The organism is Sporocytophaga myxococcoides, from assembly GCF_000775915.1.
Taxonomy (GTDB): Bacteria; Bacteroidota; Bacteroidia; order Cytophagales; family Cytophagaceae; genus Sporocytophaga; species Sporocytophaga myxococcoides_A.
In genome coordinates this window covers 412,064-433,770 of record NZ_BBLT01000003.1, presented here as the reverse complement: position 1 = coordinate 433,770, position 21,707 = coordinate 412,064, and the positions used below count along the sequence as shown (strand labels likewise).

Genomic DNA, 21,707 nt, shown 5'->3' with positions numbered 1-21,707 from the left:
TAATATTAATTCAATACCATAACCCTTGCGAAATATTTTTTATTTGCAGTCAACACTTGCACATAATATTCACCTGAAGCAAGGCTTAATTCGGCGAGGTTAAGCTTAATAGATTTTCCACACAAAAGAGCCATGTTCTTCCTGAAGATGATCCGATTTCTCTCATCATATAAAGTTACTGTAACTATTCCATTTAAATATCCTTTAAATCTCATCTGAATTTTATCTGAACTAGGATTTGGAATAGCAACCATTTCTCCGGCAAAAGAGCTTTCTTTAACAAACACAGGATCATCTTCAATCTGAAAGATTTCTATTGCATTTACCTGAGGGTTTCCTTTTTGTCTAAAAAAATTTATATTTAAAATCTTATCATCTACTTCGACTACACAAGTTTTTTTCATAGCCCTCATACCTGCCTCCGCATAAATGTCAAAATTTTCAAGCGCCATTAAATTTTCTACTTTAACATGAAAAATTTGCTGGTCTGGTCCCGTTACTTCTCCATTGACCTTTTGAGCAAAATAAAGATTTACTTTATACTTTCCGTTCTGAGGAACTGGAAATTTCATGATCAAGGATTTATTTTCTAGTAAGCTAAGTCTATTGTCTCCAAAAAGTAAATCCGGTGCACCGGTTGGATTTTCACCGGTCCACATATTACTTCCAGTTGTATAATTCGCACTGTTTGCATCAAGATAAGGGGCCGGAGCTTCCTGCATATCTGCAGCCCATTCCATTGGAAGATCTTTAACAACCGGTCCTCCTGAATTAACCCTGTAAAGCATTTTATTTACCAGAATCGTAATATATATTGTGTCGCTGCCACCATAACTATCAGAAGCTATTATATACACATTCTCAAATACTCCTGTCTCCATCAACGGTGTAAGAGAAACAGATGCGTTACCTCCTCCAGTATAGGTAAGTTTGGCAAAGGCAGGCAGATTTGCCCCGACTATGGATACAGTTTCTTCATCGCAAAACGTCATTGATGTATCCAGCGTCTCTCCCTGATCAACTTTCAGCAACATGTACTTTTCACTTACAAATGGGTTTTCTTCCAAGGATATACCTCCGATACCAGCCATGGAAGAATAACTTCCAAAGAAACAGACAAGTATCAATACTAAAAATTTAGTTAAAAGATTTGTATCCATAGTATTCTATCCAAAGTATTCAAGGACTAATAGAAGAACCTGATGAAAATGAATTTTGTTAGAAGCGACTGTTTAAGTCTTAAAGGACAAGGATTTGATAAGAAAACTAATGAAATTGAAAAATTGAAAAGGGGTAGATAATTAAGTAGAGAGGGGCTAAAAAAAATAATTTTATATGCTATCTACAAAGAATTAAACCAACAGGCTTTCACCGTTATAGTTTCAAAATCTGTTCATATCTAAAACAACAGTTTATATGATCGTTAACTAGTCCTGCAGCCTGCATGTACGCATAACAAATAGTAGATCCAACGAAAGTGAACCCTCTCTTTTTTAACGCTTTGCTCATTGCATCACTTTCTTTGCTAGTAGCTGGCACCTCACTAATACTCTTTCTACTATTGACGATCGTTTTATCTCCTACAAAGCTCCATATATATTTATCAAAGGAACCAAACTCCTTTTGAATTTCAAGGAAGGCTTTGGCATTTTTAACAGTTCCAAAAACTTTGAGTCGGTTACGAATAATAGAAGGGTCCGATAAAAGCTTTTCAAGTTGAGCATCTGTCATTTTCGCAACTTTATTTACATCAAAGTCCGCAAAAGCTTTCCGGAATGCCTCTCGCTTATAAAGGACTGTTTTCCAGCTCAATCCTGCCTGAAATGTATCCAAAACAAGAAACTCAAAATGTTTCTGATCATCATGAACAGGCACTCCCCATTCCTCATCATGGTATGCAACCATTAATGGATCATTTTTCGTCCATCCGCATCGGTTTTTCATATTCCAAAGTTTCAACAATTAATTAATTACTTATGACCTCCACAGCATTTTAAAGGCCAGAAAAGCACTATGGTAAACTTATGATTATATACCTGAAAAAAGGTAAGTTGCATACCCTAACTTACAATTATGTATGCTAAAATTACTGGTGAAGATTCTTAAATACAATTACTTCCTTGAAATAATGATCTTTTAATTTTACTTTAGCTCTTTGATCTATTACATTTTATCATTAATTTCAATAGATTTTTTTGAATATTTAATAGGGAAAATATTTCAGGAAATCAATCACCCAGAACTGGGCAATGAATTATAATCTTTCTTAAGATCAGTTAAAAATTACATAACCTCTGAACAGCTAAGAGGGCAAGGTATTTAAATCTGAAACAAAACCTTGACAATTGGATATTAACAGAAGTATTTTTTATATCCATTGAGATTAAAATAAATGGATAATTTATAATAAAAGGCTATTACTAAATAGAGGATTTAAAAATCAGGTTTATGATGCATGCTTTATATTATTTCTTACTTTTCGCGAGTAGTCTCATTACATTCTTTCTGCTTTTTCCGTTTCTAACAGTTCTTGTTTCACTGTTAGTTAGAGAAAAAAAATTTCAGAAAAGCTCTGAGCAAAAGGATTTCGGCATTATCATAACTGCTTATAAAAATTTACTGATCACACGTCCACTTATAGAATCAATACTTGAACAGGGATATGACACTTTCCAAATATACCTTATTGCAGATGATTGTTCTGCAGAGCAGATATTAACCATTCCTGAAAACCCTAAACTCAAAATCTGTCTTCCGCCTAAAAAGCTTGGGTCTAAAGTCCGTTCCCTTATTTTTGGAATGAGCCAGACCATCAGAAATCATGATGCCATAATAGTTATGGATGCAGATAACCTTATGCATCCTGATTTTCTTACTGTTGCCAACAATTATATGGGTGCAGGATATACTGCTATTCAGGGAAAAAGGGTTGCTAAAAACCTGGATTCTACTACTGCCTGTCTGGATGCAACAGGCGAACTATATTTTAACTACACTCAAAAGCTTGTACCCTGGATATTAAACTCTTCTGCAAATATTGCTGGCTCCGGGATGGTAATCGAAACCGAACTCTTTAAGAAATACCTCTCCTCTCCGAGAATTCGTGAAAACAGTGAAGGTCTCATTATTGCGGAGGATAAAATTCTTCAAAATTTTCTGGTAGGGAATAACATTCAGATAGCATTTGCAAAAGATGCCCTTGTTTATGATGAAAAAATATCCAAATCAGATCAATTGGTAAGACAAAGATCCAGATGGCTTAGATCATATTTTGAAAACACCCAATATTCTCTTCAATTGATTCTATCCGGAATAGAAAGATTCTCTTTCAATAAATTCTTTTTCGGCATTATGACATTATCTCCGCCGCTTTTTATTCTTATTTTCTCCTGTGCAATTCTATTTGTCATAAATCTTTTATTGTTCCCTCCACTTTCAATTATGATGTTTTCAGGGGGGGGTATCTTTGTTTTGAATTTTTTATGGGTACTTTACCTGGGAAATGCGCCTAAAGCGATATGGTCAAATCTTTATGGCATACCGGCATTTATAACCTATCAGGTTCTGGCACTTTTCACCATGAAAAAAGCTGGCAAGGACTTTCTAGTTACCGAACAGGTAAAAATGGTTTCCCTTAAAGAATTAGAGGTCGAAAGAGAGAAAAATCCGGTTCAACAGGAATAAAAAAATTCAGAGAATAGAATCTTCCTGAATTTGTTAAATTCGTCCAGTAGGGCATCATTGATAAAGGGCCTGTTGCAACAAGGACAATTTTATGATTTTTGACTTCAGACTTAAGGTATTTTATACAGTTTCTCAAAAACTAAGCTTTACTAAAGCCGCTCAGGAGCTTTTCATTTCACAGCCCGCCGTTACTAAGCATATCAAAGAACTGGAAGAACAAACCGGGTTGGCGCTTTTTAAAAGGCATGGGAACAATATTACCTTAACTCCTGCAGGACAGGTATTATTAAAACATGCCCAACAAATTTTCAAGGTTTATGCAGCACTTGAAAATGATCTTTCCCAACTTCAAAATCCGGAAAGCGGAACAATAAGAATAGGAGCCAGTACTACACTTGCACAATATGTTTTACCAAAAATATTGGCACTCTTCAAGGCTGCGCATCCTTCCATTCAGCTTCATTTTGTAAGTGGTAACAGTGAATTTATTGAGCAACAGATAATCTCAGAACAAATAGATGTTGCTATTGTGGAAGGTATTTCTCATCATCCTCAAATTGCCTATGAGGCATTTGCGAAAGACGAAATTGTTTTGGTCGCTCATGCGAAAAGCAAAATAGGGCAACGGGGAGAATTAAAGCCAACTCAATTAACAACATTGCCACTTATACTCAGAGAGCAAGGTTCCGGAACCCTGGATGTAATTTTAAAAGCTTTGGATAAAGATAAAATAACGCTGAAAGATCTTAAAATAGAACTTCAGCTTGAAAGCACAGAAGCAATTAAACATTATCTTCTATACTCTGAATCTGCAGCATTTATTTCTATTCATGCAATAGGAAATGAGCTTAAAAACAAAGAACTCGTTATTCTGGAAGTTAAAGGGCTAGACATTTACAGGACTTTCCAATTTATACACCTTCATGGAAAAACGTCCAGACTTACAGACCTTTTTAAAAGATTTTGCAATAGCCATTATAACTTTTAGTTATCCCATATAAGTTTTTTTGATTGGTAAATTATCTAGGAATCATTCAATTTTGTTTCATAAACAAGGAGGAAAAATGGCTATTTTAATTACTGAAGAATGCATTAACTGTGGGGCTTGCGAGCCCGAATGTCCCAATACTGCGATTTATGAAAACGGTGCGGAATGGAATTATTCAAAAGGCACAAGTCTTACGGAAATTGAACTTGAAGATGGGGCTCATATTGATGCGAGTTTAATGAATGAGCCTATTTCAAATGATTTCTTCTATATAGTGCCTAATAAATGTACAGAATGTACAGGTTTTCACGAAGAGCCTCAATGCGCTGCAGTTTGTCCTGTAGACTGTTGTGTGCCTGACCCTGATTTTCAGGAAACTCAGGAAATATTACTAGCCAAAAAAGCCTGGCTGCATAACGAAAATTAAGCTGCTCCAATATAGTCCGTGGTTGCATATGCAATTGCGGACTTCCTTTTAATTCCAGTTAAGTTGCGCTCTTGAATTCCAATATGTCCTGGGCTCTTCCTTGAAACTTTCTAAAATTGCAATATCCTTGTCATCCAGCACAATTTTTAATGATTCTACATTCGATTTCAATTGTTCCTCAGTCGATGCCCCACTAAGGACTACATTAGCCCAATCCTGATTTAATACATATGCCATAGATAAGGAATCAATTCCGCACCTATATTTAACAGCCAGCTTATCTAATATTTCCTTTTTATTTTTAAAAGATAAGTCCACATTTCGATTGGTCAGTCTACCATTAGCCAGCACTTCCTTTACAATGATTCCACAACCATTGGCTGAAGCTTTTTTCAGAACATCTGTTGAAGATTGCTCAAGCAAGTTCCACGTTACCTGAACTGACTGAAAAAGCCTGCCTCCGCCACTTTGAATATTCAACGCTTTATCCAGCGTCTCACCCTGACCAGTACCACTCAGTGAAAGGCCGATTATTACCCCTGATTCCTTTAACTGCCACAACTTCTCAAGAACTTCTTTATTATCAAGAACTCCACTGTCTAATGTGGCCGAATGAATATGATAGACTGATAGATAATCTCCTAATAGCTTTTTAGATTCAGGATACTGACGAGTAAGCACATCAACAGAATGTTCTTTCACTTCATGCTTTTCAGCATTAACTTTCCAATCAGCCGTATATGTATAACCCCATTTGGAACCAACAATAAAATCCTTCCTTTCCCTGTTTCCTTCTATCCAATGAGACAAAAATTCTTCTCCTCTGCCATAACTCCTTGCCACATCAAAGTACCTGATTCCAAGTCTATAAGCGAAATCCAGCATTTTTACTGTCTGTGATTGCATCGCTTTAATATCATAATCAAAGTTAAGATCCTTCCCATGTCCGATATTGATATAACCCGGCCTTCCTAATGCAGCAAGCCCGAGACCTATGCGAGATACCATTAACCTCGTTGAGCCAAATCTTATTAAGTCCATTTTCACAAAAATAACTAAAGAAGTTTTTATCTCTTCACATGGCTTTTTAAAAGGATAAAAAAATGGACGCTAAAACCTTAAAATTCTAATTTTTCTTTACAGGATCATAATGCCTAATATTTTTTTTCAAAATAATTTTATATGGTTCAATGTAGATTTTATCCATCTTCGCTTCCGGTTTATCTAGTCTTCAAAACCGCAAACCCAGATAAAAAAAGAAGTGTCTTACGTCTTCCAACTACCTGATGCAAACTTTAATTTACAATTTCCGGTATCCCCATCGTTGCCTTAACATTATCAACTTCTTTAATCTTGAGAAAAGGTTTAATTATATTTATAGTAACATTCTGTTTTCTTGCTATTTGTGCACTTCTTTGGAAAGAATATTTTAGATACAGCCTTCCAACAAGTGTCCCATCCAACTATAAATTTGTAAATGCAGGGCTTTATACCTCTTTATTCAAAGAATATAAAGATCCAATACTCCTTCATTTTTTCAATCCTAAATGCCCATGTTCGAAATTTAACTCATCATATATTCAATCTCTGCATAGGAGATACAAAGATCGTATAACCTTTTTTGCTGTTGTTGAACAAGCCCATATAAAAGATTATAAGGACCAATTCGACTTCAAACTCATTACAGATGACGGCTCCATTGCAGATACCTTTGGAGTCTATGCTACTCCACAAGCTGTAATCCTTAAAGACGGTAAATTAATATACCGGGGGAATTATAATAAGGCACGTTTTTGCACTGACAAAGACACTTATTTTCCAGAAATCATACTAGACTCTTTATTAAACAACAAGCAATTGCCCAATATGCCTTCGGCAGCGTCTCAAGCATATGGATGCAATCTTAACTCAGATCTTAATTTCATTACTACTCCATGATTACTTCTAGTAAAAACTCTGCAGAACTTGTGAATATCAAACCTCAATTTCTCAGTTATTCTCTTATTTCTTTATTTATACTTGGACTTGCTCTTTCATTTGTATACGATACATTTCTGATTGCCATTATAGTAGGATCTTTGAATCTTATCATGTATTTCTCAACTTTGACTCTGGCTCCAGACAAATTATGGTATCAGTATGTTGGAAGTTTATCTTTGGGAATTTTTATGGCCCAGTTTATATATCAGATGCATGGTATGATTGAAATGCATTTCTTCGCATTTATTGGATCAATCATTCTTATATACTATAGGAACTGGAAGAATCAAATACCCTTGGCGATTTTAGTCATAGTTCATCATGCCCTTTTCGGATACCTGCAGTATACTGGCATGAAAGAAGTTTACTTTACCACCGCAGACTACATGCCTTTAACCACCTTTATTATCCATGCATCACTTGCTGCAATCATTTTTTTTCTATGCGGATATTGGAGTTACGAATTTGAGACATCTGCGAAAATCAGTCTTGCTTCTAATGCAAAACTTACAAGGCAGCTAGAAATTATAAATAAAGGAATCGAATTTGCTGAAAACATTGCAAACGGCAACCTGGAAAAGGAATTTAAAGCTGAAGAAGAAGACAAGCTAGGATTGGCGCTGATAAGGATGCATAAATACATATCCGAAGCAACCCAAAAGACCGAAAATGAAAACTTTGTAAATATTGGTATTGCCAAAATATCCGAGTTAATAAGAGCTAATGACAAAAAATTAGATGACTTGTCTGATAAAGCAATTTCATTTCTTACAAAATATATTGGGGCCAATCAAGGATCACTTTTTATATTAAACGATTATGAAAACGATAAGTATCTTGAATTGATGGGCTGTTATGCTTACGGACAGAAAAAATATATTAAAACTTCAATACTTCCAGGAGAAGGTTTAGCTGGTCAATGTTACCTTGAAAAAGACCTTATCATTCTATCTGATGTACCAAAGGACTATATCCGGATTACCTCTGGCCTTGGGGAAGCTTTGCCAAGATTTGTTGTTATCTGCCCTCTTATGGTAAATGATACGGTTTATGGTGTAATGGAATTTGCCTGTTTCGAAAAAATAGAAAGTCATAAAATCGAGTTATTGAAAAAGGTCGGTGAAAGTCTGGCCGCTTCTATCACTTCTTTGAGGACTAATCTTCAAACCCAAAAGCTGCTTCACGAGACCCAGGTCCAGACTGAATCTATGCGTGAACAGGAAGAGGAGCTGAGACAAAATCTGGAAGAACTCAATGCTTCTCAGGAAGAACTTTCCCGAATTGTATCTATATCCGAAAATCAGAGAGTAGAAATGGAAATCCGAGAAAAGGTTTTTAGTCTTACAACTATCCTTTCAGAATCAGATCTATACGGTAACATTACTTTGGCAAACGAAAAGCTTTGCGAAGTATCCAAGTATTCAGCGGAGGAACTTATTGGCAAACCTCATAAAACATTCCGACACCCTGATATGCCACCAGAGCTTTTCAAAATCTTCTGGTCAACTATTAAAAGGGGAGAAACATTTCATGGCATCATTAAAAATAAAGCAAAAGACGGAAGTCATTATTGGGTAGATGCTCATATCGTTCCCGTCTTTGATGAAAATGGTAATCTCAAAAAGTATATAGGAGCAAGATACCATATTACCAGTGATGAATTTGCTGAAAAGATGTATAACCTGCAAGCTCAAAGATTAGGACTTCCTTTAATTACAGACTCTCAATACATTTAATAACGTCCACTTTCAATTTACAGATCTTCATAACAAAGAAGAAAGTAGCTTTTCATTTTGAAAATATGCAAATTAGAGCTAGCAATAGTTTTTGCATTCAGATGAAAGGTAATACAAACAGTAGTGACCCTTTAAAAAATTTCAGAAACTTCCTGACTTTTGTTGCACCAGGTCCTGAAGAAGAAACGGAGACTTTTTTAAAGCTTTTAAAACCTGTCAGAATATACAAAGGCGAATATTTCATATCTGAAGGACAAATACCAAGAAAGTTTGCATTCATTAATAAAGGCCTTTTCAGATATCTTTATATTGATAAAACTGGAAAAGAGTTTACCAAAAACTTTTTAACAGAAGGGAAATTTATTGTTTCCTATTCAGCAATGATTGCTCAAAAGACTTCCTTATTATACATAGAAGCGCTTGAAGACAGTGACATTCTTGAAATTGACTATAACCAATGGCTTGAGGTAAAAAAAAGACATGAATGCTGGAGTGTGCTTTTAATTGCAATGCTGGAACATGCATTCTCCGTAAAAGAAAAAAGAGAACGAGACCTGCTTTTGCTTGATGCCAGAGAAAGGTACATAGACTTTCTCAATGAATTTCCAACACTGGAAAGCCGCGTAAAGCAACATATGATAGCCTCCTACCTAGGAATATCTCCAATATCTTTAAGCAGAATAAGAAAAAATGAAAATCATTAACTTAGGTTAATTTTTTATCAAATATTTTTCCTGTTTTTGCATTCAAAACTAGTAATTGAAAAATGCAAAAAGGAGATATTGTACTAATAACTGGCGGCAGCTCCGGGGTAGGGCTTCAGCTAGCAAAAGATCTTAGTCAAAGAGGTTGCAAAGTCCTCATTTGCGGTCGCTCTTTAGAAAAACTTCAACAGGCACAAAAAGAAATTCCTGGAATAGACATTTTCCAATGTGATCTTTCAAAAATAAAAGATTGTAATGATCTATGTAATCGGATTACTGGAAAATATCCTGGCCTTAATATTCTAATTAACAATGCAGCGGTTGTCAATAAAATAGACTTCAGGACGGATGAGTCGGCTATACCCAAAGCTGTCGAAGAATTTAACACCAATATAATGGCTCCGATAAGGCTAATCAAAGTACTTTTACCAGTAATCGAGAGCAATAAGCGGCCTCAAATTATTAATATATCTACAGGACTGATATATGCCCCTAGAGAAATATATCCTTTTTACAATGCGACCAAAGCTGCCTTACATTCCTTTACCCAGGTTTTAAGAATGCAATTAAGAAAATCATCGCCTGTTAAAATTACTGAGGTAATATTACCAGTTGTAGATACCCCATGGCACAAAGGCAATCCACCTAAAATGGCTATGCCTGTTGATAAAGCAGTTTCTGAAATATTATCCAAACTTGAAAAGGGACAAACGGAAATAAGAATAGGTAAAGTTGAACTACTCCATTGGCTTTCGAGAATTGCCCCAGAGCTTGCGATCAAAATGCTGAACAGAGCTACCAGCTTAAAATAAAAAAAGGGAAGATGTTACCTTCCCTTTTTTACAAGTTTTATGAACCAAGCTCATTGACAGCAAGCCATGCCATCAAACCGGAACCAGTTTCCAGAGCGGATTCTTCTATATCAAAAGTAGGAGTATGCACTCCAGAAATTATTCCTTTAGCTTCATTCCGAACACCCAATCTATAAAAACAAGCATCTATCTGCTGAGTATAGTAAGCAAAATCTTCAGATGCCATCCATAAATCAAGATCGACAACATTCTCTTCACCAAGAAAATCTGTAGCAAAAGATTTAAGTCTGCCCGTCAATTCCGGCTCATTTCTTAAATAAGGATAACCATTAAGGACAGTAAATTCGCACTCCCCTCCCATTCCTTCCGCGATACACTCTGCCATTTTTTTCATTTTGGTATGGGCATCTTTTCTCCATTTCTCATCCAGCGTCCTGAATGTACCTTCAATCTTCACCTCATTTGGAACAACATTGGTTGCGCCATTGGCAATAAATTTACCAAAGGAAAGAACACAAGGTAGTTTAGGATCACAATTTCTGCTGACAATTTGCTGTAATGCAATGATGATATGCGAAGCAATAAGAATCGGATCGATGTTTTTATCAGGCATAGCAGCATGACCACCTTTTCCTTTTACAGTTACATAAATCTCATCAGCACTTGCCATATACATACCAGAGCGGAAGCCAACTTTTCCTGCCGGTATCGAAGGCATTACATGTTGACCAATAATGTTTACCGGTGCAGGATTTTGCAATACTCCAGCTTTAATCATCAAAGAAGCTCCACCAGGTATTTTTTCTTCACCAGGTTGGAAAACCAGTTTTATAGTACCCTCGAATGAATCCCTTACCTCTTGTAATATTCTTGCAGAACCGAGCAAGGAGGACGTATGTACATCGTGGCCGCAAGCATGCATTACCCCTACATTCTTCGATTTATACGGAACCTCGTTTGCTTCTACAATAGGAAGCGCATCCATGTCTGCTCTCAGAGCGATAATCTTTTTCTCTGGATTTCTTCCTTTTATAAGCCCGACAACTCCTGTATCCGCAACGCCTTCCTGAGTTTCAATTCCAAAACTTCTGAGCTTTTCGGCAACATACTTACATGTATTAAACTCCTCAAAAGACAATTCTGGGTTAGCATGCAAATATCGTCGATCGTTTATAGTATCTCCTGCATACATTGCAGCCAGCTCTTTTATTCTTGGAACAAGACTACTCATAAAAATTTACTCTTTGACAATAATGTTAATCTGATCAGGCACAATTTTAGCTTCCGGGAATTCCTCTTTCAACTTTACATAAAGATTGTTTGCCTCTATTCTGTTAAAACAATCACCTACCTTTACTCTGAAAGTAGGTTGTTTATATTGTGCATATATATCTGCATCCGGAAGTATCTTATAAATACGCTCTCTTACCTTTCTTGATTCCTCGCTACTGTTACCAGAATAAACAAGAATTCTGTATCCCTGAGCATTCTTTATACCCCTATTTCTTGCTGCAACAGAATCGACGCGGGCATCTGCAGTTTGAGCCGCATTGGAAGGAGTACTGCTATTTCCTCCATTTGCAGGAGGTGTATTTTTGGAATCCTTAGAAGAAGGCTTTGGTGCTGAATCTGCATCATACTTTGGCCTGAAAGAAGTCAGATCCTCCTTGAACATACCTTTGGTCGTATCCTGCTTCATCTGAGTTTGACCTTTGGCACAACTCATCAGAACAAATACAACACTAAGCAAGCCAAGACGGCTGATAAGTTTTTTAGTCTTCATCAATGATAACACATTTATTGTTGTTGATATCATCTTCAACAGTTTTAAATTTCACATCCTTCTTAATGCTACCGTCATTATACTGAACAGACACTCTATCGTTACGCCCCGCTACTTTTTCCGATTTTACAGGTAAAACTTTAGGCTGCGCAGGCTCCGACACTGCAGCTGACTGTCCATTTCCTGAAAGAACGCTTCTTGCTTCATCTTTATTTTCCTTCAGGTTCTGAACAGGTCTAGGATGTCTTGCTTCCTGAACCTCCTCTGCCTCTCTCACTGGCAAATCAGCTTTGTAAAGGAATGACACTGTATCTTCATTTACTTTGCCAAGGAAACCTTTGAACATCTGGAATGCTTCAAATTTGTACACGAGCAAAGGATCTTTCTGCTCAAATACTGCATTCTGAACAGATTGCTTCAGATCGTCCATATCTCTTAAGTGCTCTTTCCAAGCCATATCTATAAAGGCAAGTGAAGCATATTTCTCAACAGAAGTAATCAACTCTCTTGAGTTTGGAGCAACCAACTTTTTCAGATCACCGGATACATTGATACTTCTTCTGCCATCAGTAAATGGAATACCGACAGAGGTAACTTCTCTTCCTTTTGTAGCTTCAATTTCCTTAAATATAGGTAATGTTTTTCCAACAAGATTCTGAGCCTTATCAGTATAGAATTTCAATGCTTCTTTATACAATCTATCTGTTAAGACATCTGTTTTAAGCTTGCTAAAGTCATCCTGAGAGATGCTTGAGGCGAAGCCGAAGGTGCTATGAATATTAAGTTTAAAGTCTTCGTAATTTTCAACTGCCTTGCCATTTGTTACGATATTCTCGGAAAGGTCATAAATCATAGTCAGGATGTCAAGCTCCAAACGTTCTCCAAATAAAGCATTCCTCCTCCTTGTGTAAATCACTTCTCTTTGAGAGTTCATTACGTTATCATATTCAAGAAGTCTTTTTCTGACACCGAAGTTATTTTCTTCAACTTTTTTCTGAGCTCTTTCAATAGACTTGGTAATCATTGAATGCTGAATAACTTCACCTTCTTCAAGACCAAGACGATCCATGAATTTCGCTATTCTATCCGAACCAAAGAGACGCATCAGGTTATCTTCAAGACTTACAAAGAACTGCGAAGACCCCGGATCACCCTGACGACCGGAACGGCCGCGAAGCTGTCTATCCACACGACGGGATTCATGTCTTTCAGTTCCAATAATTGCCAAACCTCCAGCATTTTTAGATTCCACAGTAAGCTTAATATCCGTACCACGACCAGCCATGTTAGTTGCGATGGTAACAGTGGAAGCTTTACCAGCCTCTGCAACAATCTCAGCTTCTTTTTGGTGGTATTTAGCATTCAATACCTGATGTTTGATGTTGCGAAGCTTAAGCATCCTGCTCAACAATTCGGAAATCTCAACAGATGTCGTACCAACAAGAACAGGACGACCCTGCTTTGTCAACTCACTGATTTCATCAGCAACGGCATTAAACTTTTCTCTTACCGTTTTATATACTTTATCTTCTCTGTCGTCTCTGACAATTCCTCTGTTTGTAGGAATGACAACCACATCAAGTTTATAAATCTCCCAAAACTCACCAGCTTCAGTTTCTGCAGTACCAGTCATACCTGCAAGCTTATGATACATTCTGAAATAGTTCTGAAGCGTGATGGTAGCATAGGTTTGAGTAGCCTCCTCTACTTTCACATTTTCTTTTGCCTCAAGAGCCTGGTGAAGACCATCCGAATATCGTCTTCCTTCCATCACACGACCAGTTTGCTCATCCACGATCTTAACCTTATTTTCAACGATGATATAATCTACATCCTTTTCAAATAAAGCATAAGCTTTTAGCAATTGCTGAATGGTATGAACACGCTGAGATTTGTCTGAATACTCTTTTAACAATGTCTCTTTCTGGGTAATTCTTACTTCTTCAGGCAGAGTCTTGTTGCTTTCTATTGCATCAAGCCCAGTAGCAATATCAGGAAGGATAAACAAGTTAGGATCCTCACCTTCGCCAGTGATAAAATCAATACCCTTTTCAGTAAGCTCAATGTTGTTATGTTTTTCATCAATCGTGAAATACAAAGGTTCATCTGCCTCGGGCATTAATTTGCCATTTTCCTGCAGGTAGTAGCTTTCTGTTTTCTGCAGGATGGTTTTAATACCCATTTCGCTGAGGTATTTAATTAAAGGCTTAGCCTTAGGAAGACCTCTGTAAGCTCTGAAAAGAGCTAGTCCACCCGCTTTCTCATCACCTTCTGCAATTTTCTTTTTCGCCTCGACCAGGTAATTGTTAACAATTTTCTTTTGCGCTTCAACTATCTTATAAACGCGAGGTTTTAGTTCATAAAATTCATGTTCATCTCCTCTTGGAACAGGACCGGAAATGATCAATGGTGTTCTTGCATCGTCAATTAACACAGAGTCGACCTCATCGACCATGGCATAAAAATGCTCTCTTTGCACAAGATCTTCGGTATCTCTGGCCATATTATCTCTCAGATAATCGAAGCCAAACTCATTGTTAGTACCAAATGTAATATCAGCACGATATGCCGCAGCGCGCTCTTCGGAATTTGCCTCGTGCTTATCTATACAATCTACAGAAAGCCCATGAAATTCATAAAGAGGCCCCATCCATTCAGAGTCCCTTTTAGCAAGATAATCGTTAACCGTAACTATGTGAACACCCTTTCCAGCAAGTGCATTAAGGTATGCAGGGAAAGTAGCAACAAGAGTTTTACCCTCACCAGTAGCCATCTCTGCAATTTTACCCTGGTGTAGCACAACTCCACCAATGATCTGAACATCATAATGGAGCATTTCCCAGGTAATTTCAACACCGGCAGCAACCCATTTATTTTTCCAATGAGCCTTATTCCCAACAATTTCCACACCTTTTCTTTTCGCAGCAATTGCCTTATCCATTTCGCTGGCTTCTACAACGATTTCCCCATTTTCTTTCCATCTTCTTGCCGTTTCTTTAACCACAGCAAAAGCAGTAGGAAGAATTTTCAGCAGCACAGCTTCAAGATCTTTGTTTCTCTGCTTCCCAAGCTTGTCTATTTCGCCAAAGGTTTTCTCCTTTTCATTAATATCGAGATCCGGATTATCAGCGACTTGTTTATGAAGTGCAGCAATCTGATCATCCACAGATTTCAAATCACTTGCAATGATCGCTTTAAGTTCTGCAGTTTTAGCTCTTAACTGATCGTCCGAAATCGATTTTAACTTCGCATATTCGTCATTTACCAACTGCACGTATGGTCCCAGCTCCTTCAAGTCCCTCTCCGATTTGGTACCGAAAATTTTTGTTATTCCTTTGGCTATTAATTCAAACATTGAGATAAATATTTAGAATGCTAAATTTAAGATTTTAATACAACAACTGATAGTTACTCTGTATTAGATTTTTATTATGCCTTCAAAAACCTGTTTTGCGGGACCAATGAGGTATATATCTTTATAACCTTTATCAGCTTTTTGGAAAGAAATACTTAGGTCTCCGCCGAGTGTAGTCACAGGAACGGGACTTTTCATTCCCTGCAAAGATGCCACCAGTGCTGAGGCGGTAACACCTGTTCCACAGGAATAAGTTTCATCTTCGACTCCACGCTCATAAGTTCTTACCCATAACCTGTCGCCGTCTTTTTCTATAAAATTTACGTTCGTCCCTTCTTTTCTGAAACGCTCGTTATTTCTCACTTTATACCCTTCGTCGTACACCGCAAACTCTTTGATCTTTTGCACATATTGTACATAATGAGGACTTCCTGTATTTAAAAAATAAAATCCATTCCCTTCCTCCACTGCATCCACATCAATCATTTTAAGATGAACCAGTCCATCTTTAATGTAAGCGTCATGCGGACCGTCAATAGCCAGGAAAGAGGTTTCACTACCAATCACCCCCATATCACTGGCAAACTGAACAATACACCTTCCGCCGTTACCACACATAGAACTTTGATTCCCGTCAGAATTAAAATAAACCATCTGAAAATCATAATCAGGGTGCTCTTCAAGGAGAATAAACCCATCTCCACCAACACCAAATCTCCTGTCACATAGAAACTTAACAAGATCAGTATTTGCAGTATCAAAGAATTTCTTACGATTATCAACCATGATGAAATCGTTTCCTGTTCCCTGATATTTAAAGAATTTTAAATTCATAAAAAATTATAAACATATCTACCGGCACAAATATAGGTATTAACAAGGTAGAATACTGTAAAGTTTATCCGGGATTAAGCATTAAAAAATGTAAATGTTAATATACTCATCAGAAATTAATCATCAACAATGGATTTAAACAATAACATGATTATTAAATGGCTTACCCATATTTTGAGTTTAAAGCAAAAAAGCCGGCTCTTAGAGACCGGCTTTTAATTTTTTTCAGAGGAAGACTATGCTTTAGCTTTTGGAGCTTTAGCTGCTTTTGGAGCAGCAGGAGCAGAAGTTTTTGCTTTATCTTCAAATTTTTTATCCTCTTTGATTCTTGCAGCTTTACCTTCTTTGTCTCTCAGATAGAATAATCTTGCTCTTCTTACAGAACCTTTTCTTACTAATTCTACCTTTTCTACTGAAGGGGAAAGTATTGGGAAAATTCTTTCTACAGCAACTCCACTAGAAATTTTTCTTACAGTAAATGTTTCACCGTTAGTGTTAACATTTTTCCTTTGAATTACTGTTCCTTGGAATAGCTGAATTCTTTCTTTATTTCCTTCGGTTATTTTAACGTGGACAGTGATAGTATCACCAGCGTTGAAAGCAGGAAGAGCAGTTCTCTTCTCTTTTGATTCAGCTTCCACAAATTTTATTAAATCGCTCATAATAAATAGAGTCTAACGGTTTTTCAAAAACGGATTGCAAATATAATAGCTAATTATTGCAATTACAAATATTAAAAATATTTATTCACATTCACCTCAAAAAAAGCTCATCATTAACCTTCTTCTGAGAAATGTTTATTGTAAAGATCTGGCCTTCTGACTTTTGTTCTTTCAAGTGCTTGTTCAGTCCTCCACTTTTCGATTTCTGCTTCGTGTCCGCTGAGTAAAACATCTGGAACTTTCCAGCCTTTATATTCTGCCGGCCGAGTAAAAACGGGCGGAGCAAGAAGATCGTCCTGAAAAGAATCTGTCAGAGCTGAAGTTTCGTCAGAAAGCACTCCTGGAATCAACCTTATGATTGCATCCGAAACTACCGCCGCAGCCAGTTCACCCCCTGAAAGAACGTAATCACCAATGGTCCATTCATGTGTAATCAGATGTTGGCGGATTCTTTCATCTACGCCTTTGTAATGACCACATAGGAGGATGATATTTTTGAGAAGACTAAAAGAGTTAGCTTTTTTCTGGTCAAACTTTTCTCCGTCAGGAGTCATATAAACAACTGCGTCGTACTTCCTTTCAGCCTTAAGCTTCTGAATACACAAATCAATTGGTTCCGGCATTAAAACCATACCAGCTCCTCCTCCAAAAGCATAATCATCTACCTGCCTATGCTTAAATGGAGAAAAATCTCTCAGATCGTGCACATGAACTTCTACCAATTGTTTATCCTGAGCTCTTTTTAATATTGACTGAGCAAAAAAACTATCCAGAAGTTTAGGTAGACAAGTAATAATGTCAATCCTCATCATCAGGCTCTCCTTCCTCGGAAAGATAAACATCCATTAATCCGGCAGGCAGGTTAACATATACAACTTTCGTTTCCTGATCCGCACTAAGAATGATATCATCATGTAAAGGAATTAACACCTCCTGATTCTTATAATTCATCTCAAGGAGGTCATGACCGGGAAGTTCAAACACATTAGATATTACACCTAACTTTCCAAGGGTTTTATCTTCTACCTGATACCCGATAATGTCATGGTAGTAAAACTGTCCTTCTTCCAGTTCAGGAAGATTTTCAAGGGGCAGATAAAGAGAAGTATTGATTAGACCTTCAGCAGTTTTAAGATCGACATCTTCAAACTGGATAATAGCCATATTGTCTTTGACAATTCGGATGGAATCAATAAAAAAAGGAATCAGTTTTTGGTTTTTCTCCAAAAAAACTGATTCCAATTCTTCGTATTCGTAAGGATCATCAACGTCGAATTTTATTGCGACTTCACCCTTGACCCCATGCAGTCTGGTAATCTTTCCTAAAATATAACAGGATTCCAGATCCATTGCTTAAATACTTATTCAGCAGATTCTGCAGCTGGGGCTTCACCTTCTGCAGGAGCAGCAGGAGCAGCTTCAACAACTACAGCTTTTGCTTTGATTGCAGCTTTTCTAGCTTCGTTTACTTTAGATTCTGCATCAAGTTTAGCTTTTTTCTCAGCAGCTTTTTTCTTCTCAAGCTCGGTAGCAGCACCACTAACTTTAGATTCTTTGCTCTTCAACCATTCATTGAATTTCTTATCTGCCTGATCTTGAGTAATTGCACCCTTGTTAACACCGACTTGCAAGTGTTTTTTCAGCATAATCCCTTTATCAGAAAGCAGCGTTCTTGCTGTATCTGTAGGTTGAGCACCTGTTAAAACCCAATAAAGAGCTCTCTCTTCATCAAATTTAACAATTGCAGGGTGAGTATTTGGGTTGTAAGTACCCAATTTTTCAATGAAGCGACCATCACGTGGTGCTTTTGAATCAGCTACTACTATATCATATAGAGCAAGCTTTTTGCGTCCGCGACGCGCTAATCTGATTTTTACTGGCATAAAATAAGTTATTAGTTGAACTGATGGAACACGTCCATCTTAAAACCGAACCACAAAAGTATACTTTTTTTGCTAACGAGCCAAATTTTTTGAATTAAAGCTGAAAGCTGAAGGCGAAAAGCTTAAAGTAATATGAGTTAAAAGTCGAAAGTCTAAAGTTGAAAGTTAAAGAATTGCTTTGGTAATGATAGAAGATCCTGAAGTCCTGCTCTTAAAGGAAAGCATTTTACTTTAGAGCTTTTTTTACTTTAGACTTTTAACTTTCAACTTTATGCCTTCTGCTTTCTGCTTCTTCATTTATTTTTTAATTTCAAGATATTATAAAGTAAAAAGGAATAAAGAAAATTATGGAACTCTGTTTTGCGACCAACAACAAGGGCAAACTTGCTGAAATAAAGCATTTATTATCAAATCAATATACAATTCTCAGCCTACAGGATATTGGATGCTATGAAGAACTTGAAGAAACCCAACCAACCATTGAAGGAAATTCTTTACAAAAAGCATCTTATGTGTATGAAAAATATAAAATTAACTGCTTTGCAGATGATACGGGGCTGGAAGTAAATGCTTTAAATGGGGCTCCGGGAGTCATTTCTGCCAGATATGCAGGGCCAGACTGTTCTCCTGAAGACAACATGAATCTTCTTTTAAAAAACCTGGAAGGGAAAACGGACAGATCAGCTACATTCAAAACCGTAATCACATTGATTATCAATGGAAACTCATATACATTCACAGGTTTTGCAGATGGCATTATTCTAAATGAGAAAAAAGGAGCACAGGGCTTTGGCTATGACCCTATTTTCCAGCCAGTAGGTTTTTCAAAAACTTTTGCAGAAATGTCCTTGGAGGAAAAGAATCCTATTAGTCACAGAGGAAGAGCTGTAGCAAAACTGACCGCTTTTTTGAAGGACCAGGTTTAAATTTTGCAAAAATATTTTAATCTAATATATGAATTCACCTTATATAATAGGTATAACAGGAGGAAGTGCTTCGGGCAAAACCTTATTCATAAGGACACTTATGAGGCATTTTAGAGATGAGGAAGTTTGCCTCATTTCTCAGGATGAATATTACAAAAAAATTGAATTGCAGCCATTGGACGAAAAAGGTATAGCCAATTTTGACACGCCATTTTCAATTGACAATGAGCAGCTGGCTAAAGATTTAAAGGACCTGAAAGAAAACAAGGTGGTATTTAAAGAAGAGTATACTTTTAATAATCCTGCCCTCTCGCCTAAAATTCTTACGTTTAAACCTGCTCCGGTTATCATTATTGAAGGGGTATTTGTATTCTATCATCCGGAAATAGCTAAGCAACTGGATCTCAAAATATTTGTTGATGCAAAAGAAACAGTAAAACTTAAAAGGAGAATTACCAGGGACCAGGATGAAAGAGGATATTCAATAGAAGACGTTTTATATAGATATGAATATCATGTATCACCCACCTATGAAAAATATATTGAGCCTTTCAGGCATGATGCAGACCTGGTGATTCCCAATAACATTGGATTTGAGAAAGGCTTGGAGGTGGTATTGAGTTTTATAAAGTTGAAAGTTAAAAGCTAAAAGTCGAAAGTAAAGATCGAACACCAGAAGATGCGTGCTGAGAAATTATTTATAAAAAGTAAAGCTCAAACTAATCAGTCTGAGCTTTACTTTAAACTTTATACTTTTGACTTTCAACTTATTTCACTTTCCCAGCAATTTCTTTTTGCTTTTTCTCTTCGATCAGATCCGCGAAAGTTACATTGTAAAGCTCTATAGCTTCAGCGATAATCTTGAAAGCTTCCTGTTTGTGAAGGAATCTCTTTACAATCACCTTTTTCTGTTCAAGGTTTTTATAATCTTCAAAGAAACGCTTCATTTCTACAAGCGTATGAGGAGGAAGCTCTTCAATATCATTGATATAGTTAACGGACATATCATTTTTTGCAACCGCAATAATTTTGTCGTCTTTCTCATCGTTATCAATCATTTGCATAACACCGATAACTTTCGCCTCTATCAAAGTTAGAGGATCAACTGCCACTGAGCTTATAACCAAAATATCTAGAGGATCATGATCATCGCAATAAGTTTGTGGTATGAAACCATAATTTGCAGGATAGTGAACTGCTGAGAACAACACTCTGTCCAACTTTATCAGACCACTTTCTTTATCAAGCTCGTATTTTGCTTTCGAGTGTTTAGGAATTTCAATAATACTTTGTACTACTTCAGGACTTTTATCCCCGTAGCTGACGTCGTGCCAAGGATTAAACATAAAACTAATAATTTAAAAGTTAATGACTAAGGCCATATTAAGGTTCAAATATACCAATAAAGTTATACTTATAAGGACAAATAAACTTAAAATATGAAATACTGTTTTGGCAGATTAATAAATTCTATATACTTTTGCAGGCCTGAATTGTATGAAGTTTAAAATCAACATATTAAAGTTTTTACTAGGAATCGCTTTGGCCTTCCCTCTTTTGGCTTATAATATTACGGTTAAGCCAACTGATGAGATACAAAAGGAGTCTTCAGTAAAAGATGTTGCGGCCTCAGATGATAACACCGGAAAAACCATTATCACTTCCTTTGAGGCTGTTATACCATTTGTACAGATAAATTTACACCAGGACATTTTCTTTGAATTTTTATCACCTTTAATAATACTTCAGAATCATTTTGAAGAAAAAGTTGATTTGCCTGATTATATCAATAAATATTTCAGGATTCTCCTACAACTAATAATTACTCCTCAGGCTCCTTAGTGCCTTTAATCTAATCCATTATTCTGGATTAAATGCTATAAGAATCCTATGATTCTACAATTTCATAATTAAAATCACAATAATTTATACT

The 21,707-nt window shown here is 36.6% G+C and carries 22 protein-coding genes; 10 read left to right on the top strand and 12 right to left on the bottom strand.

All coding sequences use genetic code 11. The features are described from left to right. Nucleotides 1-5: 5 nt before the first annotated feature. Together MYP_RS09670 and MYP_RS09665 are read right to left on the bottom strand one after the other, a co-directional pair. Nucleotides 6-1,160 carry a malectin domain-containing carbohydrate-binding protein gene (locus tag MYP_RS09670; RefSeq protein ID WP_045462149.1) on the bottom strand — a complete coding sequence of 385 codons (1,155 nt, stop codon included), beginning with the start codon at nucleotides 1,158-1,160 and terminating at the stop codon, nucleotides 6-8. Between the two features lie 214 nt (nucleotides 1,161-1,374). Then, the gene (locus tag MYP_RS09665) at nucleotides 1,375-1,944 is read right to left on the bottom strand and encodes a DNA-3-methyladenine glycosylase I (RefSeq protein WP_045462594.1); all 570 of its coding nucleotides are present in this window, start codon (nucleotides 1,942-1,944) and stop codon (nucleotides 1,375-1,377) included. Nucleotides 1,945-2,448: 504 nt separating this feature from the next. Here MYP_RS09665 and MYP_RS09660 point away from each other — a divergent pair. The 3 genes from MYP_RS09660 to MYP_RS09650 all read left to right on the top strand — a co-directional run bounded on the left by MYP_RS09660 (nucleotide 2,449) and on the right by MYP_RS09650 (nucleotide 5,099). Then, nucleotides 2,449-3,684 carry a glycosyltransferase gene (locus tag MYP_RS09660; protein WP_081990460.1) on the top strand — a complete coding sequence of 412 codons (1,236 nt, stop codon included), beginning with the start codon at nucleotides 2,449-2,451 and terminating at the stop codon, nucleotides 3,682-3,684. A 91-nt stretch (nucleotides 3,685-3,775) separates the two neighbouring features. Further along, a complete protein-coding gene (locus MYP_RS09655) occupies nucleotides 3,776-4,672 on the top strand; it encodes a LysR family transcriptional regulator (protein WP_156140463.1) in 897 nt (298 codons plus the stop codon). 76 nt (nucleotides 4,673-4,748) lie between these two features. Next, a complete protein-coding gene (locus MYP_RS09650; RefSeq protein ID WP_045462588.1) occupies nucleotides 4,749-5,099 on the top strand; it encodes a 4Fe-4S dicluster domain-containing protein in 351 nt (116 codons plus the stop codon). Between the two features lie 48 nt (nucleotides 5,100-5,147). Here the strand turns inward: MYP_RS09650 and MYP_RS09645 are convergent, their stop codons facing one another. Further along, complete coding sequence (locus MYP_RS09645; protein WP_045462143.1) at nucleotides 5,148-6,140, bottom strand: aldo/keto reductase; 993 nt, start codon at nucleotides 6,138-6,140, stop codon at nucleotides 5,148-5,150. 312 nt (nucleotides 6,141-6,452) lie between these two features. Between MYP_RS09645 and MYP_RS09640 the strand changes: the two genes are divergently transcribed. The 4 genes from MYP_RS09640 to MYP_RS09625 all read left to right on the top strand — a co-directional run bounded on the left by MYP_RS09640 (nucleotide 6,453) and on the right by MYP_RS09625 (nucleotide 10,331). Further along, complete coding sequence (locus MYP_RS09640; RefSeq protein WP_052430065.1) at nucleotides 6,453-7,037, top strand: DUF6436 domain-containing protein; 585 nt, start codon at nucleotides 6,453-6,455, stop codon at nucleotides 7,035-7,037. Beyond that, complete coding sequence (locus MYP_RS24915) at nucleotides 7,034-8,815, top strand: PAS domain-containing protein (RefSeq protein WP_052430064.1); 1,782 nt, start codon at nucleotides 7,034-7,036, stop codon at nucleotides 8,813-8,815. Before MYP_RS09640 ends, MYP_RS24915 begins: the two co-directional genes overlap by 4 nt. Before the next feature lie 65 nt (nucleotides 8,816-8,880). Beyond that, complete coding sequence (locus MYP_RS09630) at nucleotides 8,881-9,519, top strand: Crp/Fnr family transcriptional regulator (RefSeq protein ID WP_231570026.1); 639 nt, start codon at nucleotides 8,881-8,883, stop codon at nucleotides 9,517-9,519. A 62-nt stretch (nucleotides 9,520-9,581) separates the two neighbouring features. Beyond that, nucleotides 9,582-10,331 (top strand): SDR family oxidoreductase, encoded by a 750-nt coding sequence (locus tag MYP_RS09625; RefSeq protein ID WP_045462137.1) that lies wholly within the window; start codon nucleotides 9,582-9,584, stop codon nucleotides 10,329-10,331. A gap of 37 nt (nucleotides 10,332-10,368) precedes the next feature. Here MYP_RS09625 and MYP_RS09620 read toward each other — a convergent pair whose 3' ends face one another. The 8 genes from MYP_RS09620 to MYP_RS09585 all read right to left on the bottom strand — a co-directional run bounded on the left by MYP_RS09620 (nucleotide 10,369) and on the right by MYP_RS09585 (nucleotide 18,848). After that, on the bottom strand, nucleotides 10,369-11,562 hold the full coding sequence (locus MYP_RS09620; protein WP_045462134.1) for a M20 metallopeptidase family protein: 1,194 nt from the start codon (nucleotides 11,560-11,562) through the stop codon (nucleotides 10,369-10,371). Nucleotides 11,563-11,568: 6 nt separating this feature from the next. Beyond that, a complete protein-coding gene (locus tag MYP_RS09615) occupies nucleotides 11,569-12,114 on the bottom strand; it encodes a hypothetical protein (RefSeq protein ID WP_156140461.1) in 546 nt (181 codons plus the stop codon). Continuing rightward, entirely contained in the window at nucleotides 12,104-15,469 is a 3,366-nt protein-coding gene (gene secA, locus MYP_RS09610) for a preprotein translocase subunit SecA (protein ID WP_045462128.1), read from the bottom strand. The genes MYP_RS09615 and secA overlap by 11 nt, the downstream gene beginning before the upstream one ends. 63 nt (nucleotides 15,470-15,532) lie before the next feature. After that, nucleotides 15,533-16,303, bottom strand: coding sequence for a diaminopimelate epimerase (dapF, locus tag MYP_RS09605; protein ID WP_045462127.1), 771 nt, complete (start codon nucleotides 16,301-16,303; stop codon nucleotides 15,533-15,535). A gap of 236 nt (nucleotides 16,304-16,539) precedes the next feature. Further along, entirely contained in the window at nucleotides 16,540-16,965 is a 426-nt protein-coding gene (rplS, locus tag MYP_RS09600) for a 50S ribosomal protein L19 (RefSeq protein ID WP_081990458.1), read from the bottom strand. Between the two features lie 113 nt (nucleotides 16,966-17,078). Continuing rightward, complete coding sequence (gene trmD / locus MYP_RS09595) at nucleotides 17,079-17,774, bottom strand: tRNA (guanosine(37)-N1)-methyltransferase TrmD (protein WP_045462125.1); 696 nt, start codon at nucleotides 17,772-17,774, stop codon at nucleotides 17,079-17,081. Continuing rightward, complete coding sequence (rimM, locus tag MYP_RS09590; RefSeq protein ID WP_045462123.1) at nucleotides 17,764-18,315, bottom strand: ribosome maturation factor RimM; 552 nt, start codon at nucleotides 18,313-18,315, stop codon at nucleotides 17,764-17,766. Before rimM ends, trmD begins: the two co-directional genes overlap by 11 nt. 11 nt (nucleotides 18,316-18,326) lie before the next feature. Next, nucleotides 18,327-18,848: a 30S ribosomal protein S16 gene (locus MYP_RS09585; protein WP_045462121.1), complete on the bottom strand. Its 522-nt coding sequence runs from the start codon at nucleotides 18,846-18,848 to the stop codon at nucleotides 18,327-18,329. 347 nt (nucleotides 18,849-19,195) lie between these two features. Between MYP_RS09585 and MYP_RS09580 the strand changes: the two genes are divergently transcribed. Both MYP_RS09580 and udk read left to right on the top strand, forming a co-directional pair. Next, a complete protein-coding gene (locus MYP_RS09580; protein WP_045462120.1) occupies nucleotides 19,196-19,774 on the top strand; it encodes a non-canonical purine NTP diphosphatase in 579 nt (192 codons plus the stop codon). Nucleotides 19,775-19,802: 28 nt separating this feature from the next. Next, on the top strand, nucleotides 19,803-20,423 hold the full coding sequence (gene udk, locus MYP_RS09575; protein ID WP_045462118.1) for a uridine kinase: 621 nt from the start codon (nucleotides 19,803-19,805) through the stop codon (nucleotides 20,421-20,423). A gap of 118 nt (nucleotides 20,424-20,541) precedes the next feature. Here udk and MYP_RS09570 read toward each other — a convergent pair whose 3' ends face one another. Next, nucleotides 20,542-21,120: an inorganic diphosphatase gene (locus tag MYP_RS09570; protein ID WP_045462115.1), complete on the bottom strand. Its 579-nt coding sequence runs from the start codon at nucleotides 21,118-21,120 to the stop codon at nucleotides 20,542-20,544. A gap of 151 nt (nucleotides 21,121-21,271) precedes the next feature. On the opposite strand from MYP_RS09570, the gene MYP_RS09565 reads away from it, so the two are divergent. Continuing rightward, on the top strand, nucleotides 21,272-21,616 hold the full coding sequence (locus tag MYP_RS09565) for a hypothetical protein (protein ID WP_045462112.1): 345 nt from the start codon (nucleotides 21,272-21,274) through the stop codon (nucleotides 21,614-21,616). The last annotated feature ends 91 nt before the right edge of the window (nucleotides 21,617-21,707 follow it).

Coding starts and splice junctions, on each gene's coding strand:
- MYP_RS09660 (WP_081990460.1), top strand. CDS start 2,449: ATGATGCATGCTTTATATTATTTCTTACTTTTCGCGAGTAGTCTCATT.
- MYP_RS24915 (WP_052430064.1), top strand. CDS start 7,034: ATGATTACTTCTAGTAAAAACTCTGCAGAACTTGTGAATATCAAACCT.
- MYP_RS09625 (WP_045462137.1), top strand. CDS start 9,582: ATGCAAAAAGGAGATATTGTACTAATAACTGGCGGCAGCTCCGGGGTA.
- trmD (WP_045462125.1), bottom strand. CDS start 17,774: ATGAGGATTGACATTATTACTTGTCTACCTAAACTTCTGGATAGTTTT.
- MYP_RS09615 (WP_156140461.1), bottom strand. CDS start 12,114: ATGAAGACTAAAAAACTTATCAGCCGTCTTGGCTTGCTTAGTGTTGTA.
- MYP_RS09585 (WP_045462121.1), bottom strand. CDS start 18,848: ATGCCAGTAAAAATCAGATTAGCGCGTCGCGGACGCAAAAAGCTTGCT.
- MYP_RS09670 (WP_045462149.1), bottom strand. CDS start 1,160: ATGGATACAAATCTTTTAACTAAATTTTTAGTATTGATACTTGTCTGT.
- dapF (WP_045462127.1), bottom strand. CDS start 16,303: ATGAATTTAAAATTCTTTAAATATCAGGGAACAGGAAACGATTTCATC.
- MYP_RS09565 (WP_045462112.1), top strand. CDS start 21,272: ATGAAGTTTAAAATCAACATATTAAAGTTTTTACTAGGAATCGCTTTG.
- MYP_RS09665 (WP_045462594.1), bottom strand. CDS start 1,944: ATGAAAAACCGATGCGGATGGACGAAAAATGATCCATTAATGGTTGCA.
- MYP_RS09570 (WP_045462115.1), bottom strand. CDS start 21,120: ATGTTTAATCCTTGGCACGACGTCAGCTACGGGGATAAAAGTCCTGAA.
- udk (WP_045462118.1), top strand. CDS start 19,803: ATGAATTCACCTTATATAATAGGTATAACAGGAGGAAGTGCTTCGGGC.
- MYP_RS09630 (WP_231570026.1), top strand. CDS start 8,881: ATGCAAATTAGAGCTAGCAATAGTTTTTGCATTCAGATGAAAGGTAAT.
- MYP_RS09655 (WP_156140463.1), top strand. CDS start 3,776: ATGATTTTTGACTTCAGACTTAAGGTATTTTATACAGTTTCTCAAAAA.
- rplS (WP_081990458.1), bottom strand. CDS start 16,965: ATGAGCGATTTAATAAAATTTGTGGAAGCTGAATCAAAAGAGAAGAGA.
- MYP_RS09650 (WP_045462588.1), top strand. CDS start 4,749: ATGGCTATTTTAATTACTGAAGAATGCATTAACTGTGGGGCTTGCGAG.
- rimM (WP_045462123.1), bottom strand. CDS start 18,315: ATGGATCTGGAATCCTGTTATATTTTAGGAAAGATTACCAGACTGCAT.
- secA (WP_045462128.1), bottom strand. CDS start 15,469: ATGTTTGAATTAATAGCCAAAGGAATAACAAAAATTTTCGGTACCAAA.
- MYP_RS09620 (WP_045462134.1), bottom strand. CDS start 11,562: ATGAGTAGTCTTGTTCCAAGAATAAAAGAGCTGGCTGCAATGTATGCA.
- MYP_RS09580 (WP_045462120.1), top strand. CDS start 19,196: ATGGAACTCTGTTTTGCGACCAACAACAAGGGCAAACTTGCTGAAATA.
- MYP_RS09645 (WP_045462143.1), bottom strand. CDS start 6,140: ATGGACTTAATAAGATTTGGCTCAACGAGGTTAATGGTATCTCGCATA.